A 17,746-nucleotide genomic window follows, 5' to 3' on the forward strand; every position below is an offset into this window, starting at 1 on the left:
GCTACGGCCGGGCCGGGCTTGACCTTCGTCAAGGCACCGCAGGCGGGTTCGGTGCGACACCTCGCACGACGAACCGCTTTTCAGATTGCGAGGGGTCATGCGCCGTTTTCAGCCGAAATCACTTGCCATCCTTGTCGCCCTCGTCGGCCTGTCCACCGCGGCAAATGCGGCCAGCGGGGTGGGGGCGACGGGATACACCGTCGAGCGCACCACGCCCGAGGGCGGCTTGCGTGTTCTGCACGATGGGGTGCCGGTCTGGCGTCTGCCGCCCGATCCGGGCCGGTTCCAACTCTATGTCAGCGGGGCGTCCGATCACACCGGCGATACGATCCCGGAGTTGATCGTCGTCGAACGCACCAGCCGCAGCTTTGGCACGGTTTACGTCCTGTCGCTCTTTCCCGACCGGGTCGAAGAGATCCTGACCGAAAGCGCGTTTCACACGGCGCTGCGCGGCTTCGAGCATCTTGCCCCCGGCGCCCCCTTGTCCGAGGCGATGCAGATGCTGGACGGCCCGGACGGGATCGATTTTGTGCCGGAGCCGCCGCTGCGCGACTAAAGCGCGGCGCGGGCCGCCACCGTGCGCATGGCGCGCGTGATCTCGTGCACCGCCGTGCCGGCCATCGAGCGGAACACGAGGATCTCGAAGCGATCCGGGGCCGCGCGCAGGATCAACGCCTGCATGTGGCCCAGCCCGCTGCGGATCACGCGCCCCTGCGGCAAGGCCGCGTCCGACAGGTCGACGGGAACAAGGCGGGCCAGCACGGCACGCGCGTCGCCCCCCTCGAGGATCATGTGGGCCCAACTGTCGGACTGATCGACAAGGGCGGCATGGGCGGCGAGGCTTTGGTCCGGCACACCGAAGAGAAAGCATTGGTCCAGCCCGCTCCAGACGGCGCGAAGGTCACCGGCTTGCGCGAGTGTGCCGGGGGACGGGAAACGCACACCATGGGCGGCCAGCATCGCGTCGGACAGCTTCGGCACCTGGCCAGAAAAGGGCAGGATGGCCCAGATCCGGGCCTGAGCGGCCTCGGACAGGGTGACATTTCCGGCCGTTTCCGGCAGCAGGCCCGCCGCCGCGGACCGGGGGGGCAGGGGGATGTCAGCCACGGGCGCGCCCTCCGTCAGGGTCGAACATGACCGGATCGCAGACATCGCAGGTCACGTCCACGCCGCGCAGGTGATCGACGACGCGCACCCGCTCTCCGTGCCGGGCGCGGCCGTTGCGCAGAAAGCCGAGCGCGATATACCCCTCCAGTGTCGGCGAATAGCAGGCCGAGGTGATGTAGCCCTGATCATTCGCCGCCTTCGGTTCGGCCCCGCGCGGAAACAGATGCGCGCCGGCCGGCAGATCCTTGGCCGGGTGGATGGGGCGCAGGCCGATCAATTGCTCGCGCGTCTCGCCCGACAGGCCGGGGCGTTCTGAGGCGACCTTGCCGATGCAGTCCTTCTTGGCCGAGACCATGCGCCCGAACCCGATATCGTCGGCGGTGACGCGGCCATGGATTTCGGCATGGGTGATGAACCCTTTTTCGATACGCAGCACGTTCAGCGCCTCCATTCCGTAGGCGCCGCCCCCCACCTGCTCGGCGCGGGCGACCAGGGTGTCGAACAGCGCGGCGCCGTAGCGGGCAGGCACGGCGACCTCGTAGGCATGTTCGCCGGAAAACGAGATGCGGAACAGCCGTCCTGTCACGCCCAACACCCCGACCTCGCCACAGGCCATGAAGGGGAAGCGTGCGTCATCGATGGGCTGGTCCAGCACCCCGTTCAGCACCTCGCGCGATTTTGGCCCCGCCACGGCGAATTGCGCCCATTGCTCGGTCACGCTGATGAAGCGCACATCCAGGTCGGGGCGCAGGCCTTGGTGCACGAATTCCAGATGCTGCATCACCTGTCCGGCGGCGGCGGTCGTGGTGGTCATGAGGTAGTGGGTTTCCCCCAGTCGTGCGGTGGTGCCGTCATCCATCACATGCCCATCCTCGCGCAGCATCAACCCGTAGCGCGTGCGCCCGACCTTGAGCGTCGAGAAGGCGTTGCAATAGACGAGGTCGAGGAACGCGCCCGCATCCGGCCCCTGGATGTCGATCTTGCCGAGGGTCGAGACATCGACCACGCCCACGGCCTCCCGCACCATCGTGACCTCGCGGTCGCAGGACTGGCGCCAGTGGCTTTCGCCCTCGCGCGGGAAATAGCTGGGCCGATACCACAGCCCTGCCTCGATCATCGGCGCGCCGCGCGCGCATGTCGCCGCGTGCGAGGTCGTCAGGCGTTCCGGCGCGAACCCCTTGCCGGTCGCGCCCGCACCCATCGCCCCGATGGAAACCGGGACAAAGGGCGGGCGATAGGTTGTGGTCCCCGTTTCGGGAATGCCGCGCCCGGTGGTATCGGCCAGAACGGCGAGCGCGGAAATGTTGGAATTCTTCCCCTGGTCCGGGGCCATGCCCTGCGTCGTGTAGCGTTTCATATGCTCGACCGAAGCAAAGTTTTCCTTTGCGGCCTGCCGAACGTCCTTGGTCGTCACGTCATTCGCGAAATCGAGCCAGGCGCGGCCTTTGCCCTCGACACACCAAAGGGCCTGCCCCCCGCCGGTCACGTCCGATGCCTGCGGGATGTCGACGGTCTGTGGCGTGATGCCGAGCGCGTCCAGGGCCCGCAGCGCGGCGTCGTGCCCCTGCTGCAGGCAGGATGCGGTCGAAAACGCCCCGTTGCAGGCCCCTGCCGGGATCAGCCCCGGCACGGCGTTGGGGGCGGGCAGAAATGCGCTCAGCCCCGCATCCCACACGGGCCGTGCCCCAAGGTGACAGGTCAGATGAACAGACGGGGTCCACCCGCCCGAAAGGCCAAGGCAATCGGTGACGATCTGGTGCGTCTTGCCACCTGCCTCGCGCACCGTGATTTCGCGCAAGGCCAGCCGCCCCTTGCTGCCCACGACCTGCGCGCCATCGATCAGGTGGTAATCGCCCTTGGCCGCGACGCCCGCGCGGCTGTCAATCACGGCGGCGACGCGCACCCCGGCCTCTTGCAACTCGACCGCGACATCATGGGCGGCGTCGTTGGTGGCAAACAGCGTCACGTTCCGGCCCGCCGCGACCCCATAGCGGTTGAGGTAGCTGCGAACCGCGCTGGCCATCATGATGCCGGGGCGATCGTTGTCGGGAAAGGCGATGGGCCGTTCCAATGCGCCCGCCGCAAGCACGGCCTGTTTCGCGCGGATGCGCCAGAAGCATTCGCGTGGCAGGTCGGCTGCGCCGGGCAGGTGCAGGCCGACGCGTTCCAGGGCGCCAAAGGTCAGCCCGTCATAAACCCCGGTCACGGTGGTGCGCGCCATGATGCGCACGCGGCCAGACGCCTTAAGCGATCTGACGACACCGTCGACCCAAAGCTGCGCAGCCTCACCGTCGATCTCTTGCGTCTCGGACAGCAGCCGCCCGCCGACCTCGCTGCTTTCTTCTGCAAGAATGACATCCGCCCCGGCCTGCGCGGCGGTCAGTGCCGCCATCAACCCCGCCGGCCCGCCCCCGATCACCAGCAGATCGCAATACGCATAGGCGCGTTCGTTGTCGCTGGGGGCGGGCGTGCGCGTCACCCGGCCCAGACCGGCGGCGCGGCGGATCACAGGTTCGTACACCCGTTCCCAGAACCCGCGCGGCCACATGAACGTCTTGTAGTAGAACCCGGCGCTCAGGACCGGCGAGAGGACATCGTTCACCGCCAGCAGGTCACGCTCCAGCGGGCCGAGGTGGTTCTGGCTGTGGGCGACCAGCCCTTCGTGGATCTCCTGCATTGTGGCGCGGACATTCGGGACCATGGCCGCCCCTTCGCCGATTTCCATCAGGGCGTTGGGTTCTTCGGACCCGGCGGTCAGGATGCCGCGCGGGCGGTGATACTTGAACGAGCGCCCCACCAGCCGCCTGCCGCGCGCCAGCAGGGCCGAGGCGAGCGTGTCGCCCGGAAAGCCCGACAGCGTCGTGCCGTTGAAGCTGAACTTGACCGTGCGCGACCGGTCGATGCGACCGCGCCCCTCAACCCGCATCATCGGCCTCCCGCGACAGGTGCGCCCCCAAGACCTGATGCGTGACCGTATCGCGCGTCACCAGCAGCCATGCGCCACAGCCCTGGCCGTGAAACCACAGGTCGCGCGTGCGGCCCGCCGGGTTCTCGCGGTTGTGCAGGTAGTCGTCCCACAGGGGCTGCGCCGACCCTGCGGCAGGGCGGGCCAGATAGGTCTCGTGCCCCTTATAGGTAAACTCGCGGATGTCGCGCTCCCCGCAAAGGGGGCAAGGAATGTGCATCTGGTCCCCCTAGTGCAGGTTGTGCTGGCTGCCGGTGCCTTCCTCGTCCATCAACCCGTGGCCGGTGGCAAAGCGGTCGAGGCGAAAGCGCGCGGCGGGGGCGTGGGGCCTGTCCTGCGCGATCAGGTGGGCAAAGGAATAGCCCGATCCCGGCACCGCCTTGAACCCGCCGTAGCACCAGCCGCAATTGAGGTAGAGCCCTTCGATCCCCGTCTTGTCGATGATGGGTGAGCCGTCGGGCGACATGTCCATGATCCCTCCCCAACTGCGCAACAGCTTGGCCTTGCCGATCATCGGCATCAGGGTCATGCCTGCCTCCATCACATGTTCGGCCATGGGCAGGTTGCCGCGCGCCGCGTAGGAGGCGTAGAAATCCAGATCGCCGCCGAAAACCAGCCCGCCCTTGTCGGATTGGCTGATGTAGAAATGGCCCATCCCGTAGGTTACGACATGGTCGATCGCGGGTTTCAGCCCCTCGGTGACGAAGGCCTGAAGGATGTGGGACTCGATCGGCAGGCGCAGCCCCGCCATCGCCGCCACCTGGCTGGAGCGGCCCGCCACCACGATGCCCACCTTTTTTACCCGGATCGCGCCGCGCGTCGTCTGCACCCCGCGCACGCGGCCAGCCTCGATGTCGATGCCGGTGACCTCGCAATTCTGGATCAGGTCGACGCCGCGCCGATCCGCGCCGCGCGCATAGCCCCAGGCCACGGCGTCATGGCGCGCGGTGCCGCCGCGTTTGTGCCAAAGCCCGCCATAGATCGGAAAGCGTGTCTGGTCGAAATTGAGATAGGGCAGGATCTGCCGCACGCCCTCGCGATCCAGCAGGATCGCGTCGTCGCCCTGATTGATCATGGCATTGCCGCGCCGTGCATAGGCGTCGCGCTGACCGTCGGAATGGAACAGGTTGATGATGCCGCGCTGCGAATGCATCACGTTGTAATTCAATTCGCCAGACAGCTTTTCCCACAACTTCAGGGAATGCGAGTAGAACTCGGAATTGCCCGGCAGCATGTAGTTGGCGCGCACGATGGTCGTGTTGCGCCCGACATTGCCGCCGCCCAGATACCCTTTTTCCAGAACCGCGACATTGGTCAGGCCGTGTTCCTTGGCAAGGTAGAAGGCCGTGGCCAACCCGTGCCCACCGCCCCCGATCAGGACGATGTCATAGTCGGGCCTGGGATCGGGCGAGCGCCAGGCAGGATGCCAGCCCCGGTTGCCCGTCAGCCCCTGTGCCAGCACCTGCCAGCCGGAATACCGCATGCCTCGCCCCCAATTCGGCTCGATGGGGGCGCGCGCGACGCCCCCGATCCACTATTGGGCGATCACGCCGAAAACAAAAGCCTGCATGCGACATGCGCCCGGTGCGCGGCGACCGGGACTGCGGTCACGAGTTGGGGGGCGTGTCGTCGTCGTCGAAGGGAACCTGGCCGGCATAGCGCGGCCGCACCAGCGTCTGATTCTCGAAGTCGATGGCCGTCAGCCCCAAGTCGAAGGGCGGGTCATAAGCCACGGTGGTTTCGACCAGAACGATACGCTCGCCATTGCCCATTTCGGGCAGCAGATGCTCGACTTGGGACAGGCTGGCATTGAACAGCCGGGCCGCCCCGTTGACGCCATAGGACCAATCCACCCGGTACGTCCCGCTCACCATGCCGATCTGCGTCACCCGCATCTCGACCGGGGGCACGTCGCGGACGACATAGCCCATGATATTGGTCATGCCCGCGATATCGTAGGCATAGACGGTCGAGGTCTGCCGCGAGATCATGTCGGCGATCATGTAGGTCGCCTTGATCGACGTGTTGTAGACGCGGAACGCATCGAAAAAGACGAAGCTGCCGATAAAGGCCCAGATCAGCATGGGCAGAACCAGCACGGTCTCAAAGGCCACGGCGGCCCCGGTATCATTCCAGAAACGGCGAAGGAGGCGAGAGGGCATGGCGGTCTCCTTCAATCCGGCTCGTTGACGAAGACCGAGGCGGCGGTCATGTGCAGCCCGCCCGAGTCGTCGCGTGTCAGGTTCAGCCCGTAGCCCGAAAACGGCACGATGCGGTCCACGATCATGCACACGCGCACCAGCATGATGTCGTTGTCCACACCGACCGTGAACTGGTTCTGCGGGCTTGCCGTTTCGTCGGACCGGTGGACGCAGAGGTCATTGTCGTCGGGCGTGTCATAGCTCGCACGGTCGATGACCTGCAGATCCACGGTCAGATACTCGGTGCAGTCGGGCAGCAGGCTGGTGTTCGCGCAGATCGTGTCGCGGATATCATCCGAGGACACGGTCAGCCCCTTGGCCAGGCGCAGCACGCGCACGGCCTGATCCAGCGTCCGTTCCAGCATGACCTGCCGCGTCATGATCATCGACGTCTCGAAGGACGCGATGAACAGCATCATGATGGCCGGAAAGATGATCACGAACTCCATCGTCGCCGTCGCCGTCTCGTCCCGCAGGAAACGGACCAGCCGGGAGGGCAGGATGCCTGTCGCTGTCGGTTTTCGCGTCATTGCACCAGCCTGAGTTGGTTGATGCTGCGCGCGATCGAGGCGAAGGCATCCGAGATCTCGATCCCGTCCACGTCATAATAATGGGCATCCGAGCTGGCACAGTCGCGCATGACACGCTGGCCGCCGTCCGGGGCTTCGAACCCGATCGAGAAGATCAGGATACCGGCGTTCTGCGCGGCGGTGCAGACCGAGCGCAGGTTGGCATCCGCGGCACTGCGGCCCGCATACTGGTAGTCGGCGTCGTAGCGCACGCCGTTATAGACCGACCAGTTGCCCGAATAATGCGCCGGCACCTTGAGGTAGCGATCGGCGATGTAGCGCGCCGTGTAGTTGGCCCAGAGATAGGTCCAGGACAGGGCGACCGACTCGTCGCCGTCATAGGGCTCGTCCGACCACCAGCCCGAATAGTCGTCCGGGTCGTAGCGCGACACCCAGTATTGATCGCGCGACGCGACATAGACGGAATAGCGGTCGTGATCTGCGTGATAGAAGATCGGGGAATTGCCGCTTTTGTAGGGGCTGCGCAGATCGTACTGGTTCGTGTTCTCGCCATCGGTCATCAGCACGACGACCTTGATCGTCTCGTCATCGGTATAGTCGGCGGGCCGGTCCTCGAAATCCGCGTCCACCTCGTCAGCGGCAATCAGCGCGTTCAAGGCGGGGCGCGCGGCGGGGTCCAGCAGGCCCACGGCCCAGTTCATGCCAAGGTCGATCGCGGTCCAGCCATCGGCGTTCAGGCTGTTGATGTGGTTGTGCAACGTGGTTTCGTCATGCTCCCAGGGCAGGATCGCCCCGTAATTGTTCGTCGGGCAATAGGGATCGTCAAAATCGTCATACTGGTTGTGATCGTCATGGTCCCAATGCGCGATCCGTTGCAGCGCCTGATCGGGGAAGATCTCTGTCCGGGCGAACTCGGCCTCGCTGAAGCGGACGCAGTTCGACTGGCTGTGCTCGTTCGTCAGGGTGAACACCGAGGCGATCGTGTCGCCGGCATTGACCATGCCGTTATAGGGCACGATGGAAATCGACACGAGGTTGCCCTGGTTGCTTTCGTTGGCCTCCAGAACGGTCGTGACGAATTCGCGCGCCGCATTGCGCATGTTCTGGATGCGGCTGTGCGACCGCATCGAGCCCGAGATGTCGAGCACCATGGAAATCTCGACATTGCGGATCCGCTCTTCGGCGGCGCCCGTGGCCGGCGAGGTCAGGACCCGCACACCGAACATGTGCATGAACAGCGAGTTGATCTCCATCTCGGCATAGGCATCGACCCGGCGGTAGTTGAAGCCTTCGTCCAATTCGACATTCAGGCGATAGTTCTGCAGTCCCGAGACCTCGAAATAATTCTCGACCACCCCGATGGGGTTAAGCGGCTGTGTCACGGACGCCGCGGCCAGAACCGCGCGGTCGAGCGTGTATTGCAACTGCGCGCGCTGTGTCTCGTAGCGGATGATGTCGATCGCAATGCCCCCGACGCCGACCATCAGAACAAAGATCATCAGGGCGAAGGACGTGATCGTTCCGTCCTCGTCCCCCATGAACCGGGTCAGCAGACGGCCCCTGCGGGCCTTGGCCTGGTGGCGGGCGCGGCGCCCGGCCGGCGTTGTTCGGTCACCCATGGTGTGTTCTCCCAAGAACCGTCGTGAACGTCCGTCAAGAGACATTGCGGCGCCGCACCTTGTCCTCGCCAAGCAAGGCGGAATTGGGGCGAGACCGCGCAAGAAACGCGACGTTTCCAAAAGCTGACCAATCGGTTGCCGGGCGATTTCGGCGGTATTTCGCATTTTGGGGTTGTGCTGGCGGGGACGATCATGTCGACCTTCCGGGATGTGCACGGGGCCCGGTCGCCCGGATCGCGCCCCCCGGTTCGTCACGCTGCAAGGGGAGGTTGCGCCATGTCCACGCCCACCGGAGAGCCGAGTTTCCGCCAGTCCGTCGATCTGATGTTCAACCGCGCGGCGGCCCTGCTGGACCTGCCACCGGGGCTGGAGGAAAAGATCCGCGTCTGCAACGCCACCTACACGGTGCGCTTCGGCGTCAAGCTGCGCGGCGAAATTCGCACATTTACCGGCTATCGCTCGGTCCATTCCGAGCATATGGAGCCGGTCAAGGGCGGCATCCGCTATGCCCCCACCGTCCATCAGGACGAGGTCGAGGCGCTGGCGGCGCTGATGACCTACAAATGCGCCCTGGTCACGGCCCCTTTCGGCGGATCGAAGGGCGGTCTGTGCATCGATCCGCGTCAATACGAACCCGACGAGTTGGAAAAGATCACGCGCCGCTTCGCTTACGAGCTAATCAAGCGCGACATGATCAACCCGGCGCAGAACGTGCCCGCCCCCGACATGGGCACGGGCGAGCGCGAGATGGCGATCATCGCCGACCAGTATCAGCGCATGAACACGACCGACATCAACGCGCGGGCCTGCGTGACGGGCAAGCCGCCCCATGCCGGGGGCATCCAGGGCCGGGTCGAGGCTACGGGCCGCGGTGTGCAATACGCCCTGCGCGAGTTCTTCCGCCACCCCGAGGACGTGAAGCAGGCCGGGCTGTCCGGGTCTCTCGACGGCAAGCGCGTGATCGTGCAGGGCCTGGGCAATGTGGGCTATCACGCCGCCCTGTTTCTGAGCACCGAGGACGGGTGCAAGATCACCCATGTGGTCGAGCGCGACGGCGCGCTGGAAAATCCGGCCGGCCTTGACGTGCAGGCCGTGCATGACTGGATCCTGGGCCATGGCGGCGTCAGGAATTGCCCCTTCGGCACCTACCACGAGGATGGCGTCAAGGTGCTCGAGGCCGAGTGCGATATCCTGATCCCGGCGGCGCTGGAGGGGGTGATCAACATGCACAACGCCGCCGACATCCAGGCGCCGCTGATCATCGAGGCCGCCAACGGCCCGATCACCGCCGGGGCCGACGAGGTGCTGCGCCACAAGGGAGCGGTGATCATCCCCGATCTTTACGCCAATGCGGGCGGCGTGACCGTGTCCTATTTCGAGTGGGTCAAGAACCTCAGCCATATCCGCTTTGGCCGGATGCAGCGCCGCCAGGAAGAGGCGCGCCACCAGCTGATCGTGGACGAGTTGCAGCGCCTGGACGAGCATCTGGGCGGGGCGTGGTCCATGACGCCGGATTTCAAGCAGAAATACCTGCGCGGAGCTGACGAGTTGGAACTGGTGCGCTCGGGCCTCGATGACACGATGCGCGCGGCCTATGGCTCCATGCGCGAGGTGTGGTGGGGCCGCGACGATGTTACCGATCTGCGCACTGCGGGCTTCATCGTGGGGATCGAGAGGGTGGCCGCCAGCTATCAGGCCAAGGGGATCTGATCAATCGCCCTGTTGCGCGCGCTGCACCAGCAGCACGTTCATCAGATCGGCGGTCGATTTCGCCTGGCTGCCGGCCGTGACCCCGCCAACGGCCAGACGCCGCCCCGAGCGGACCCACAGACCGGGCGCATAGACCCGCGACATGGGCGATTTCAGGCGCACCACGAACCCGTTCGCGGGTTTGAAGGCGGTCAGCCCGCGTTCGACCCGGACGACATTGTCGAGGCGGCACAGAATGCGCCCCTCCGGCCCCGCCTCGCGCAGGTCCTCGCGCGTCAGTTCCAGCGTCACCGCGCTGGCCTGCCACATGCGCCAGGCCAGCCATAGCGCGCCGAGCCCGAAGACCACCAGAAAGACCAGGAACCCCAGCTCCTGCGGCGGATGCTGGGCCGCCAGGTTCAGCACAAGCGCGCCAAGCGCCCCCAACATGCCCACGGCCAGGCCGCGCCGCAGCGGTTGGGGCGTGATCTCGGCAAGGATGTCGTCGCGCTCCTGCGCCATGGGCAGCCCTCGGGTTTCGTCCGTTCCACATACCGTCCTGTCCGCGCGACGCAAGCCCATGCTGGCATCCGGTCCGTGGCGGCGATAGAAGGCGGCCATGCTGACGGTGTACCCATATGGCGCGGACGAGGCGCAGCCGCCCATCCTGATCGTGCATGGTCTGTTCGGCTCGGGCCGGAACTGGGGCGTCATCGCCAAGCGGTTGTCCGATACCCGCCGGGTCCTGTGCGTGGACATGCGCAATCACGGCGACAGCCCGTGGAAGGCCAGCCATACCTATCCCGATCTTGCTGGGGACCTGGCCGAGGTGATCGCCGCGCATGGCGGCCTGGCGGACGTGGTGGGCCATTCGATGGGGGGCAAGGCGGCCATGGTGCTGGCGCTGAGCACGCCGCGCGCCGTGCGCCGGCTGGTGGTCGCCGATATCGCGCCGGTGGCCTATACGCATACGCAGCAGCACTTGATCGATGCGATGCGGCGTCTGGACCTGTCGGCGATCGCGACGCGGCGCGACGCGGATGCCCAACTGGCGCGGCATGTGCCCGAGGCGGGGGTGCGGGCCTTTCTGCTGCAATCGCTCGACGTCAAGGGGCGGCGCTGGCGCCTGAACCTCGACGTGCTGGAACGCGATATGACGGCGATCCTGTCCTTTCCGAAGGTCCAGGGCGCGTTCGACGGCCCCAGCCTGTTCCTGAGCGGGGCCAGGTCCGATTACGTGAAGCGCGAAGATCGCCCCACCATCAAGGCGCTGTTTCCGCAGGCGCGCTTTGCCAAGCTGCCCGGCGCGGGGCATTGGCTGCACGCCGACAAACCGCGCGAGTTCGAGGCCGCCCTGCGCGCCTTTCTCACTCCGGGCGGGGCACCGTCATCCGCCGGATAAGCCCGGTTTTCCAGACCCATTGATGCAGGGCCACCGCCCCGACATGGGCGATGATCAGGATCAGAAGGACGGTTTTCAGCACCTCGTGCGCGGTGCTGGCCCCCGCCATCTGGCCACCCCAGGCCGCGGCCCCCGTGACCGGCAGCAAGAACAGCAGGCCGTAAAAGGCGAGATGCGTGCCATGGCCCAGTTTCTGGAACAGGGGCGGTTCGCCCTCGGGCGGTGGGGGCGTGCCGTGTTCCTTGCGCAACAGCAGCCGCGCCGTCGCCAGAAGCAGGATCGCCATACCCCCGGCGGCATGCAGCGCCACCGGCAGGGTCACGGCGTAATCCCCTGTCTCCACGGCGCGATCATAGGCCGTCGCGACACCGCCATGCAGCAGGTATTGCAGCGCCACCAACAGGACCGTGCCCCAATGCAGCAGGATCTGCGTGCGCGAGTAACCGGCAGCGTCGGACATGGACAGGCTCCTGTTTCAGGCGGGTCCTGTCCAGCCTATCATACGCAAGGCAAACGGGGAATTTCAGAGTTCGCGGATCTTGTTGGCCGAAACCCAGGCGGCGGGAAGGCCGGCCACGGCGCCGATGGCGGCGGCGATGACGATGGGCTGCCAGCCGTCCATGCCGGCGGCGAGGACGGCGGTGATGCCAATGCCCGCAAGCGCGGTCGAGGCCAAGGTATAAATCAGCAAGAACAGGCGCATGAATAGCCCTCCGAACGGGTGAAACGTATCCTTGCCCCTGTCAATCATATACGCGGTCACACTGCCTTGATCCCGATCAAGCGCCCGGACTCACGACGTCACACCCTGTACACACCCCGTGCATACATGGACCCGCCCGCCCGGCGGTCGCCGCGCCGCCTTGACGGGGGTCAAGACCTAGGGGCCCCGATGATGCTAGACTACCCCCGTCGGGGCACCACGGGGGGTGGTGCGTCCGGAAAGGGGGGAAGATGATCACGCTGGATGACATGGAAGACATGTGCAGCCTGACCCGTGAAGAGATCGCGGCGGTGGCCGAGCATGACCACATCACCGAAGCCGCCGCCGTCGCCGAGGTCGAGCGGCTGATGCACGAACATGGCGGGCCGCAGAAGGTTCAACTGAAGATCTGCGAAGATATCCGCGCGGCGCTGCACGCCGATGACGTGGCCCATGCCAAGGCGTTGTTCGCGGTACTGAGGGGCTACATGACAGCGCATCCCGAGGCGGTGCGCGGCTCGGGCTGAGCGTGCGGAGCCGGATGCGGGGCTTGCGTCGATTCCGCTATTGACCGCGAATCGGGCGGTACGAATCTTGACGCTAGGTCAACGAATCGGGACCCTGATCCCCTATTGCAACCAAAGGGGGGTTATCATGCTCTGTTCAAAAAACGTCCTTGCTACGACCATCGTCGCCGCCGGTCTTGCGGTCGCGACACAGGCGAGCGCTCACGAGGTCTTCAGTGAAACGATGACGCTGCCGGTCATCGCGGCGGGCGGCTCGCAGGAGGTGACGATCACCTGCCCGGCGCATCACTATGTCGTCGCGGGCGGGTTCGAGAACAACGACCAGCTCAACCCGGCCGGTCCGCTGGTGGTGACGGCCAGCTACCCGGCCTCGACCCGCAGCTGGCGCATCGAGGTGACCAACCGCTCGGGCCGCCCGACGGCGATCAACGAGGCGTCGATCACCATGTACGCGACCTGCGACCACCATTGGTGAGGCATGACCCGCCCCGGCCGTCCCGATCAGGGGCGGCCGGGGTTTTCAAGCGTTGCTCAGGCGCCGGGCCGACCCAAAGCTTTTGTAGATCGTGTTGCGATCAATGCCCCACCCGGGCCGGGGGGCGGCGGGACAAGTCCCGCCCTACCCATCCATCTTCAGCGCGTTGATGAAGGCCGATTGCGGGATCTCGACCTTGCCGAACTGGCGCATCTTCTTCTTGCCGGCCTTCTGCTTTTCCAACAGCTTCTTTTTCCGCGTGGCGTCGCCGCCATAGCATTTGGCGGTCACGTCCTTGCGCAGGGCGGCCAGCGTTTCGCGCGCGATCACGCGGCCGCCGATGGCCGCCTGGATCGGAATCTTGAACATGTGGCGGGGGATCAGCTCTTTGAGCTTTTCGCACATGGCGCGGCCGCGCATCTCGGCCCGGTCGCGATGCACCATGATCGACAGCGCATCGACGGGTTCGTCATTCACAAGGATCTGCATCTTGACGAGGAAATCCTCGCGGTAGCCGATCATCTGATAGTCGAAGCTGGCATAGCCCTTGGTCACCGATTTCAGCCGGTCGTAGAAATCGAACACCACCTCGTTCAGCGGCAGGTCATAGACCACCATCGCGCGGCTGCCGGCATAGGTCAGATCCAGCTGGATGCCGCGGCGATCCTGGCAGAGTTTCAGCACATCGCCCAGATAGTCGTCGGGCACGAGGATGGTCGCCTTGATCCGCGGCTCTTCAATATGGTCCACATGGGTCAGGTCGGGCATGTCGGCGGGGTTGTGCAACTCCTGCATGGTGCCGTCCTTCATGTGGACGTGATAGATCACCGAGGGCGCGGTGGTGATCAGGTCGATATCGTATTCGCGTTCCAGACGGTCGCGGATGACCTCGAGATGCAACAGCCCGAGGAACCCGCAGCGAAACCCGAAGCCGAGCGCGGCCGAGGTCTCCATCTCGGAGGAGAAGGAGGCGTCGTTCAGCGCCAGTTTCTCGATCGCGTCGCGCAAATCCTCGAAATCGTTGCTGTCCACCGGGAAAAGGCCGCAGAACACCACGGGCTGCGAGGGCTTGAAGCCCGGCAGCGCGGTGTCGCATTGCCGTTTTTCATGGGTGATCGTGTCGCCCACGCGGGTGTCGCGCACCTGTTTGATCGAGGCGGTCAGAAACCCCATCTCGCCCGGCCCAAGCTCGGCGATGTCCTGCATCTTGGGGCGGAAGACGCCCAGCCTGTCGATCTGGTAGGTGCCGCCCGTCTTCATCATGCGGACGCGGTCGCCTTTCTTGATGACGCCGTCGATCACGCGGATCAGGACGACGACGCCGAGATACGGGTCGTAGTAGCTGTCGACCAGCATCGCCTTGAGCGGCGCGTCGCGGTCGCCCGTGGGGGCGGGCAGGCGGGCCACGATGGCCTCGAGCACGTCGGGAATGCCGAGGCCGGTCTTGGCGCTGATCTCGATCGCGTCATGGGCCTCGATCCCGATGACATCCTCGATCTGTTCCTTCACGCGGTCGGGTTCTGCGGCGGGCAGGTCGATCTTGTTGAGGACGGGGACGATCTCGTGATCGGCGTCGATGGCCTGATAGACATTGGCCAGTGTCTGCGCCTCGACCCCCTGGGTGGCATCGACGACCAGCAGCGATCCCTCGACCGCCTGCATCGAGCGGCTGACCTCATAGGCGAAATCCACGTGGCCGGGCGTGTCGATCAGGTTGAGGATATAGGTATGCCCGTCCTGCGCGGGGTATTCGATGCGGACGGTGTTGGCCTTGATGGTGATGCCGCGCTCGCGCTCGATATCCATCGCGTCGAGCAGCTGTTCCTTCATGTCGCGCTCGGCCACGGTGCCGGTCAGCTGGATCAGACGGTCGGCGAGTGTGGACTTGCCGTGGTCGATATGGGCGACGATCGAGAAGTTGCGAATACGGGAGAGGTCGGTCATGGCGGCCTGCATGGGATTGGGTCAAGAGGGGATGTAGCTTAAGGCATGTCGAGAGGGAAGGGCGCGGCGCGCCTGTCTTTGCGGTGAACGTCGCGCGCGGACTGCCCCGTTCGGCCGTGGTGCGGTGGAGCGCCATTGCCGCGCCGGGCCACTTTGGTCGATGCGACGCGAAAACGCTTGTCTGGAGGGTCGATTTGTGCGCATTTTGCGCGCCGGGGGCACCAGCAGGCGTGTGGTGCATGAAAGAAAGCAATCGTCCCAAACCGTTTACTGTCGAAGCGGATCCTTCTCAAATCGTGACAACTGTCCGGGATGTGGCGCTGCGCCGTGTCTGGACCACGACCCAGCGGGTGCGGTATTTGCCACGTCCGGTGACCGCCGCGGTGAACCGCGCCGCGCGGGCCAGTCGGGGCATGGTCGTGACCGGTGGCCGTTTTGTCGCGACCCCGTTCGAGGCGGGCAAAACCTACCGCCGGATGCGCGATATCTGGATCCACCGCGCGGATCTTGCGACAAGCGCCACCTTTCGTGACATCGAAGACGCCCTGGCCCGGACAGGGCATTACCGGCACAAGCGTTACGAGATTACCGAGGTGTCGCAGATCCCGGCCTTGATTGAGGCCTGTTACCTCGATCTGCTCGAAAGCATGTCGCGTGAGGGCTATCGCGCCGATAAAAGGTCGGCCTTCGGGACCGGCGGCCTGGGTCGGGCCATTGTCTGGCACGATGGCAGTCTGGTTCACGAGAACGGGGCGACGCATCGCCTGGCCGCGGCACGGATCGTCGGTCTCCGGCATGGATTTCCCTTGCGCATCGTCGGGGTTCACGAGGACTGGCTGCGGGTGAATGGTGTCTGCGGGCGCCCGACCGCCGAGGCCGTGCGGCGTGCCGTGGGGCTGTGCAAGCCGGTGCTGCGCGTCGACCCGGATATTGGCACCGAGGCGGTACGCGCCGCGCAGTGACGTGCCGGCGCCTCGCCCCGGACGCAGGGGCCGCCCCACCCAGGCCGCTTCACGGCAACCGCCCGCATGCAAGCGTTCCGGGCAGCGATAAGCTGCAAAGCATGGCGCGACTGCCGATCATCAGATGACAGGTCACGACCGCGTCTAGGCGGCGGATCTTGGCCCAAGGTGTGGCGAATTCGCCCTGTGCCTAGTCCGGCTACGCCTTTTCCCAGATCACGACATCCTGGCGACGTGCATAACCGCGGTCGATATATGCGAGCGGGTCGAACCCGCCCAATTCCCTGCGCTTCGCTTCGAGCCATTCCTCGGCAATGAAAGCCCGCCCATAGTTGGCTTCGTCCACGATGCCGGGGCGATACGAGCCAAAGGTGAAGCCGTCCTTTTCGAACTGCACCCGCATCTCTGCGAACGTGGCCGGTTGCAGGCCGCCCAACTCACCTTCGACCGCCCGCTCGTAGACGAAACGACCGGCGATTGAAAATGCGAGTAGACCGCCAGCTGCCGTCTTGTCGTGCAGCAGCTTGAACAAAGCGTCTGCCGAGGCCGCATCCAAATGAGTGAAGAGAGACCCGACCCAGATCAGATCGAACGTGCCGTCGATGTCTGTGCGGCTGATATCCGCGAAAGACGGGACCGGGCGTGCGCCGAATGTTTCGGCACAAAAGGCAATCGCATCGGTGTCGATATCGCACGCGACGATGGCGGCGTTCGGATATTCAGCGCGGAGATGGCGCATGACCCTTCCGTAACCGCTGGGTAGATCGAGGATGCGGTCGAAGTCTCGGTCGGGCGCAACCGCCTTGATGCAATCGAGGGCCGTGCGACCCATCCAATAGTACAGACCTTCTTGCCCTGCGGGCAGCATGTTGTCCTTGGGGTGCAACGTCGTGATGAGCCGTTCCTGTCCATCGCTTGCTTCCGCGAAAGCCTGGGGCGAGGAAAAGCTGGTTCCATCAAGTCGCTGCATTTGCGTTTCCCTTGCATTCACTCGGCGCCGGTCGGAAAACCGTCGGCGTCATGATGGACCTCTACCCGGCACCGTCAGGCAAGTCACGCGGCAAACCCGGCGTCGCCGCGGCCCCTCGCGTGTGGCTCATCCCCTCGGCAACACCTCGCGGCTGACCATCGTGCGCAGCGAGAAGCTGGAGCGCGTGGCGCGGATGCCTGGGACGTGGACGAGGTGATCCTCGAGGAAGCGATCGAAGGCCTTGAGGTCGGGGGCCACCACCTTGAGCAGGATATCGCGGGTGCCGGTCATCAGGTGGCATTCCACGACCTCGTCGAAACGGCGGATCGCGGTTTCGAAATTGCGCAAGGTTTCGTGGCTCTGGCGTTCCAGCTCGACGAAGATGAAGACGGTCAGCGGCAGGCCCAGTTTCGCGGCGTCGACGCGGGCGGTGTAGCCGGTGATGATGCCGTCTTCCTCGAGCCTTTGGACGCGGCGGGCGCAGGGGGTGGGGGTCAGGCCCACGCGGTCGGCCAGGTCGGTGATCGACAGGCGCGCGTTCTGCTGCAGTTGGGCGATGATCTGGCTGTCAATCTTGTCCATTGGCGTATTCCCCTAAGGAATATCCCCATAATAGTGGAAATGCGCGCGCGAGGCCAGTTTTCTGGGGTCA

At 65.3% G+C, this 17,746-nt stretch carries 19 protein-coding genes; 6 read left to right on the top strand and 13 right to left on the bottom strand.

Features of this window, described 5'->3' with window-relative positions; translation table 11 throughout:
* Nucleotides 1-97: 97 nt before the first annotated feature.
* Complete coding sequence (locus tag ROSELON_RS08395) at nt 98-556, top strand: hypothetical protein (protein WP_025311966.1); 459 nt, start codon at nt 98-100, stop codon at nt 554-556.
* On the opposite strand, the gene ROSELON_RS08400 is transcribed toward ROSELON_RS08395, so the two are convergent.
* From ROSELON_RS08400 to ROSELON_RS08430, 7 genes are all read right to left on the bottom strand, one after another.
* Nucleotides 553-1,107, bottom strand: coding sequence for a sarcosine oxidase subunit gamma (locus ROSELON_RS08400; RefSeq protein ID WP_245605435.1), 555 nt, complete (start codon nt 1,105-1,107; stop codon nt 553-555). The genes ROSELON_RS08395 and ROSELON_RS08400 overlap by 4 nt on opposite strands.
* The gene (locus ROSELON_RS08405) at nt 1,100-4,033 is read right to left on the bottom strand and encodes a sarcosine oxidase subunit alpha family protein (RefSeq protein WP_025311968.1); all 2,934 of its coding nucleotides are present in this window, start codon (nt 4,031-4,033) and stop codon (nt 1,100-1,102) included. The genes ROSELON_RS08400 and ROSELON_RS08405 overlap by 8 nt, the downstream gene beginning before the upstream one ends.
* On the bottom strand, nt 4,023-4,292 hold the full coding sequence (locus ROSELON_RS08410; protein WP_025311969.1) for a sarcosine oxidase subunit delta: 270 nt from the start codon (nt 4,290-4,292) through the stop codon (nt 4,023-4,025). The genes ROSELON_RS08405 and ROSELON_RS08410 overlap by 11 nt, the downstream gene beginning before the upstream one ends.
* A gap of 9 nt (nt 4,293-4,301) precedes the next feature.
* A complete protein-coding gene (locus ROSELON_RS08415) occupies nt 4,302-5,555 on the bottom strand; it encodes a sarcosine oxidase subunit beta family protein (protein WP_025311970.1) in 1,254 nt (417 codons plus the stop codon).
* A gap of 124 nt (nt 5,556-5,679) precedes the next feature.
* Complete coding sequence (locus ROSELON_RS08420) at nt 5,680-6,234, bottom strand: TadE/TadG family type IV pilus assembly protein (RefSeq protein WP_156945902.1); 555 nt, start codon at nt 6,232-6,234, stop codon at nt 5,680-5,682.
* 11 nt (nt 6,235-6,245) lie between these two features.
* A complete protein-coding gene (locus ROSELON_RS08425; protein WP_025311972.1) occupies nt 6,246-6,803 on the bottom strand; it encodes a TadE/TadG family type IV pilus assembly protein in 558 nt (185 codons plus the stop codon).
* Nucleotides 6,800-8,422: a TadE/TadG family type IV pilus assembly protein gene (locus tag ROSELON_RS08430; RefSeq protein ID WP_025311973.1), complete on the bottom strand. Its 1,623-nt coding sequence runs from the start codon at nt 8,420-8,422 to the stop codon at nt 6,800-6,802. The genes ROSELON_RS08425 and ROSELON_RS08430 overlap by 4 nt, the downstream gene beginning before the upstream one ends.
* Nucleotides 8,423-8,698: 276 nt before the next feature.
* Between ROSELON_RS08430 and ROSELON_RS08435 the strand changes: the two genes are divergently transcribed.
* Nucleotides 8,699-10,132, top strand: coding sequence for a Glu/Leu/Phe/Val family dehydrogenase (locus tag ROSELON_RS08435; protein ID WP_025311974.1), 1,434 nt, complete (start codon nt 8,699-8,701; stop codon nt 10,130-10,132).
* Here the strand turns inward: ROSELON_RS08435 and ROSELON_RS08440 are convergent, their stop codons facing one another.
* Nucleotides 10,133-10,633 carry a hypothetical protein gene (locus tag ROSELON_RS08440; RefSeq protein ID WP_025311975.1) on the bottom strand — a complete coding sequence of 167 codons (501 nt, stop codon included), beginning with the start codon at nt 10,631-10,633 and terminating at the stop codon, nt 10,133-10,135.
* Between the two features lie 97 nt (nt 10,634-10,730).
* Here ROSELON_RS08440 and ROSELON_RS08445 point away from each other — a divergent pair, with 97 nt between their 5' ends.
* The gene (locus tag ROSELON_RS08445) at nt 10,731-11,513 is read left to right on the top strand and encodes an alpha/beta fold hydrolase (RefSeq protein ID WP_025311976.1); all 783 of its coding nucleotides are present in this window, start codon (nt 10,731-10,733) and stop codon (nt 11,511-11,513) included.
* Here the strand turns inward: ROSELON_RS08445 and ROSELON_RS08450 are convergent.
* Both ROSELON_RS08450 and ROSELON_RS08455 read right to left on the bottom strand, forming a co-directional pair.
* Nucleotides 11,479-11,973 (bottom strand): cytochrome b, encoded by a 495-nt coding sequence (locus ROSELON_RS08450; RefSeq protein WP_025311977.1) that lies wholly within the window; start codon nt 11,971-11,973, stop codon nt 11,479-11,481. The genes ROSELON_RS08445 and ROSELON_RS08450 overlap by 35 nt on opposite strands.
* A gap of 63 nt (nt 11,974-12,036) precedes the next feature.
* Nucleotides 12,037-12,216: a hypothetical protein gene (locus tag ROSELON_RS08455; protein WP_025311978.1), complete on the bottom strand. Its 180-nt coding sequence runs from the start codon at nt 12,214-12,216 to the stop codon at nt 12,037-12,039.
* A 251-nt stretch (nt 12,217-12,467) separates the two neighbouring features.
* Between ROSELON_RS08455 and ROSELON_RS08460 the strand changes: the two genes are divergently transcribed.
* Together ROSELON_RS08460 and ROSELON_RS08465 are read left to right on the top strand one after the other, a co-directional pair.
* Nucleotides 12,468-12,743, top strand: a complete 276-nt coding sequence (locus ROSELON_RS08460; protein ID WP_025311979.1) for a hypothetical protein — start codon at nt 12,468-12,470, stop codon at nt 12,741-12,743.
* Between the two features lie 127 nt (nt 12,744-12,870).
* The gene (locus ROSELON_RS08465) at nt 12,871-13,218 is read left to right on the top strand and encodes a hypothetical protein (RefSeq protein ID WP_025311980.1); all 348 of its coding nucleotides are present in this window, start codon (nt 12,871-12,873) and stop codon (nt 13,216-13,218) included.
* A gap of 144 nt (nt 13,219-13,362) precedes the next feature.
* On the opposite strand, the gene lepA is transcribed toward ROSELON_RS08465, so the two are convergent.
* Nucleotides 13,363-15,162 (bottom strand): translation elongation factor 4, encoded by a 1,800-nt coding sequence (lepA, locus tag ROSELON_RS08470; RefSeq protein WP_025311981.1) that lies wholly within the window; start codon nt 15,160-15,162, stop codon nt 13,363-13,365.
* 296 nt (nt 15,163-15,458) lie between these two features.
* Here lepA and ROSELON_RS08475 point away from each other — a divergent pair, with 296 nt between their 5' ends.
* Nucleotides 15,459-16,124, top strand: coding sequence for a hypothetical protein (locus ROSELON_RS08475; RefSeq protein ID WP_217520200.1), 666 nt, complete (start codon nt 15,459-15,461; stop codon nt 16,122-16,124).
* Between the two features lie 199 nt (nt 16,125-16,323).
* On the opposite strand, the gene ROSELON_RS17435 is transcribed toward ROSELON_RS08475, so the two are convergent.
* Complete coding sequence (locus ROSELON_RS17435) at nt 16,324-17,094, bottom strand: class I SAM-dependent methyltransferase (RefSeq protein ID WP_025311983.1); 771 nt, start codon at nt 17,092-17,094, stop codon at nt 16,324-16,326.
* 126 nt (nt 17,095-17,220) lie between these two features.
* Nucleotides 17,221-17,676 carry an Lrp/AsnC family transcriptional regulator gene (locus ROSELON_RS08485; RefSeq protein ID WP_025311984.1) on the bottom strand — a complete coding sequence of 152 codons (456 nt, stop codon included), beginning with the start codon at nt 17,674-17,676 and terminating at the stop codon, nt 17,221-17,223.
* Nucleotides 17,677-17,746: the final 70 nt, after the last annotated feature.

Origin of the sequence: Roseibacterium elongatum DSM 19469 (assembly GCF_000590925.1) — a bacterium.
Lineage (GTDB): Bacteria > Pseudomonadota > Alphaproteobacteria > Rhodobacterales > Rhodobacteraceae > Roseibacterium > Roseibacterium elongatum.

Coding starts and splice junctions, on each gene's coding strand:
- ROSELON_RS08485 (WP_025311984.1), bottom strand. CDS start 17,676: ATGGACAAGATTGACAGCCAGATCATCGCCCAACTGCAGCAGAACGCG.
- ROSELON_RS17435 (WP_025311983.1), bottom strand. CDS start 17,094: ATGCAGCGACTTGATGGAACCAGCTTTTCCTCGCCCCAGGCTTTCGCG.
- ROSELON_RS08455 (WP_025311978.1), bottom strand. CDS start 12,216: ATGCGCCTGTTCTTGCTGATTTATACCTTGGCCTCGACCGCGCTTGCG.
- lepA (WP_025311981.1), bottom strand. CDS start 15,162: ATGACCGACCTCTCCCGTATTCGCAACTTCTCGATCGTCGCCCATATC.
- ROSELON_RS08435 (WP_025311974.1), top strand. CDS start 8,699: ATGTCCACGCCCACCGGAGAGCCGAGTTTCCGCCAGTCCGTCGATCTG.
- ROSELON_RS08445 (WP_025311976.1), top strand. CDS start 10,731: ATGCTGACGGTGTACCCATATGGCGCGGACGAGGCGCAGCCGCCCATC.
- ROSELON_RS08460 (WP_025311979.1), top strand. CDS start 12,468: ATGATCACGCTGGATGACATGGAAGACATGTGCAGCCTGACCCGTGAA.
- ROSELON_RS08430 (WP_025311973.1), bottom strand. CDS start 8,422: ATGGGTGACCGAACAACGCCGGCCGGGCGCCGCGCCCGCCACCAGGCC.
- ROSELON_RS08410 (WP_025311969.1), bottom strand. CDS start 4,292: ATGCACATTCCTTGCCCCCTTTGCGGGGAGCGCGACATCCGCGAGTTT.
- ROSELON_RS08425 (WP_025311972.1), bottom strand. CDS start 6,803: ATGACGCGAAAACCGACAGCGACAGGCATCCTGCCCTCCCGGCTGGTC.
- ROSELON_RS08440 (WP_025311975.1), bottom strand. CDS start 10,633: ATGGCGCAGGAGCGCGACGACATCCTTGCCGAGATCACGCCCCAACCG.
- ROSELON_RS08405 (WP_025311968.1), bottom strand. CDS start 4,033: ATGCGGGTTGAGGGGCGCGGTCGCATCGACCGGTCGCGCACGGTCAAG.
- ROSELON_RS08465 (WP_025311980.1), top strand. CDS start 12,871: ATGCTCTGTTCAAAAAACGTCCTTGCTACGACCATCGTCGCCGCCGGT.
- ROSELON_RS08395 (WP_025311966.1), top strand. CDS start 98: ATGCGCCGTTTTCAGCCGAAATCACTTGCCATCCTTGTCGCCCTCGTC.
- ROSELON_RS08415 (WP_025311970.1), bottom strand. CDS start 5,555: ATGCGGTATTCCGGCTGGCAGGTGCTGGCACAGGGGCTGACGGGCAAC.
- ROSELON_RS08450 (WP_025311977.1), bottom strand. CDS start 11,973: ATGTCCGACGCTGCCGGTTACTCGCGCACGCAGATCCTGCTGCATTGG.
- ROSELON_RS08420 (WP_156945902.1), bottom strand. CDS start 6,234: ATGCCCTCTCGCCTCCTTCGCCGTTTCTGGAATGATACCGGGGCCGCC.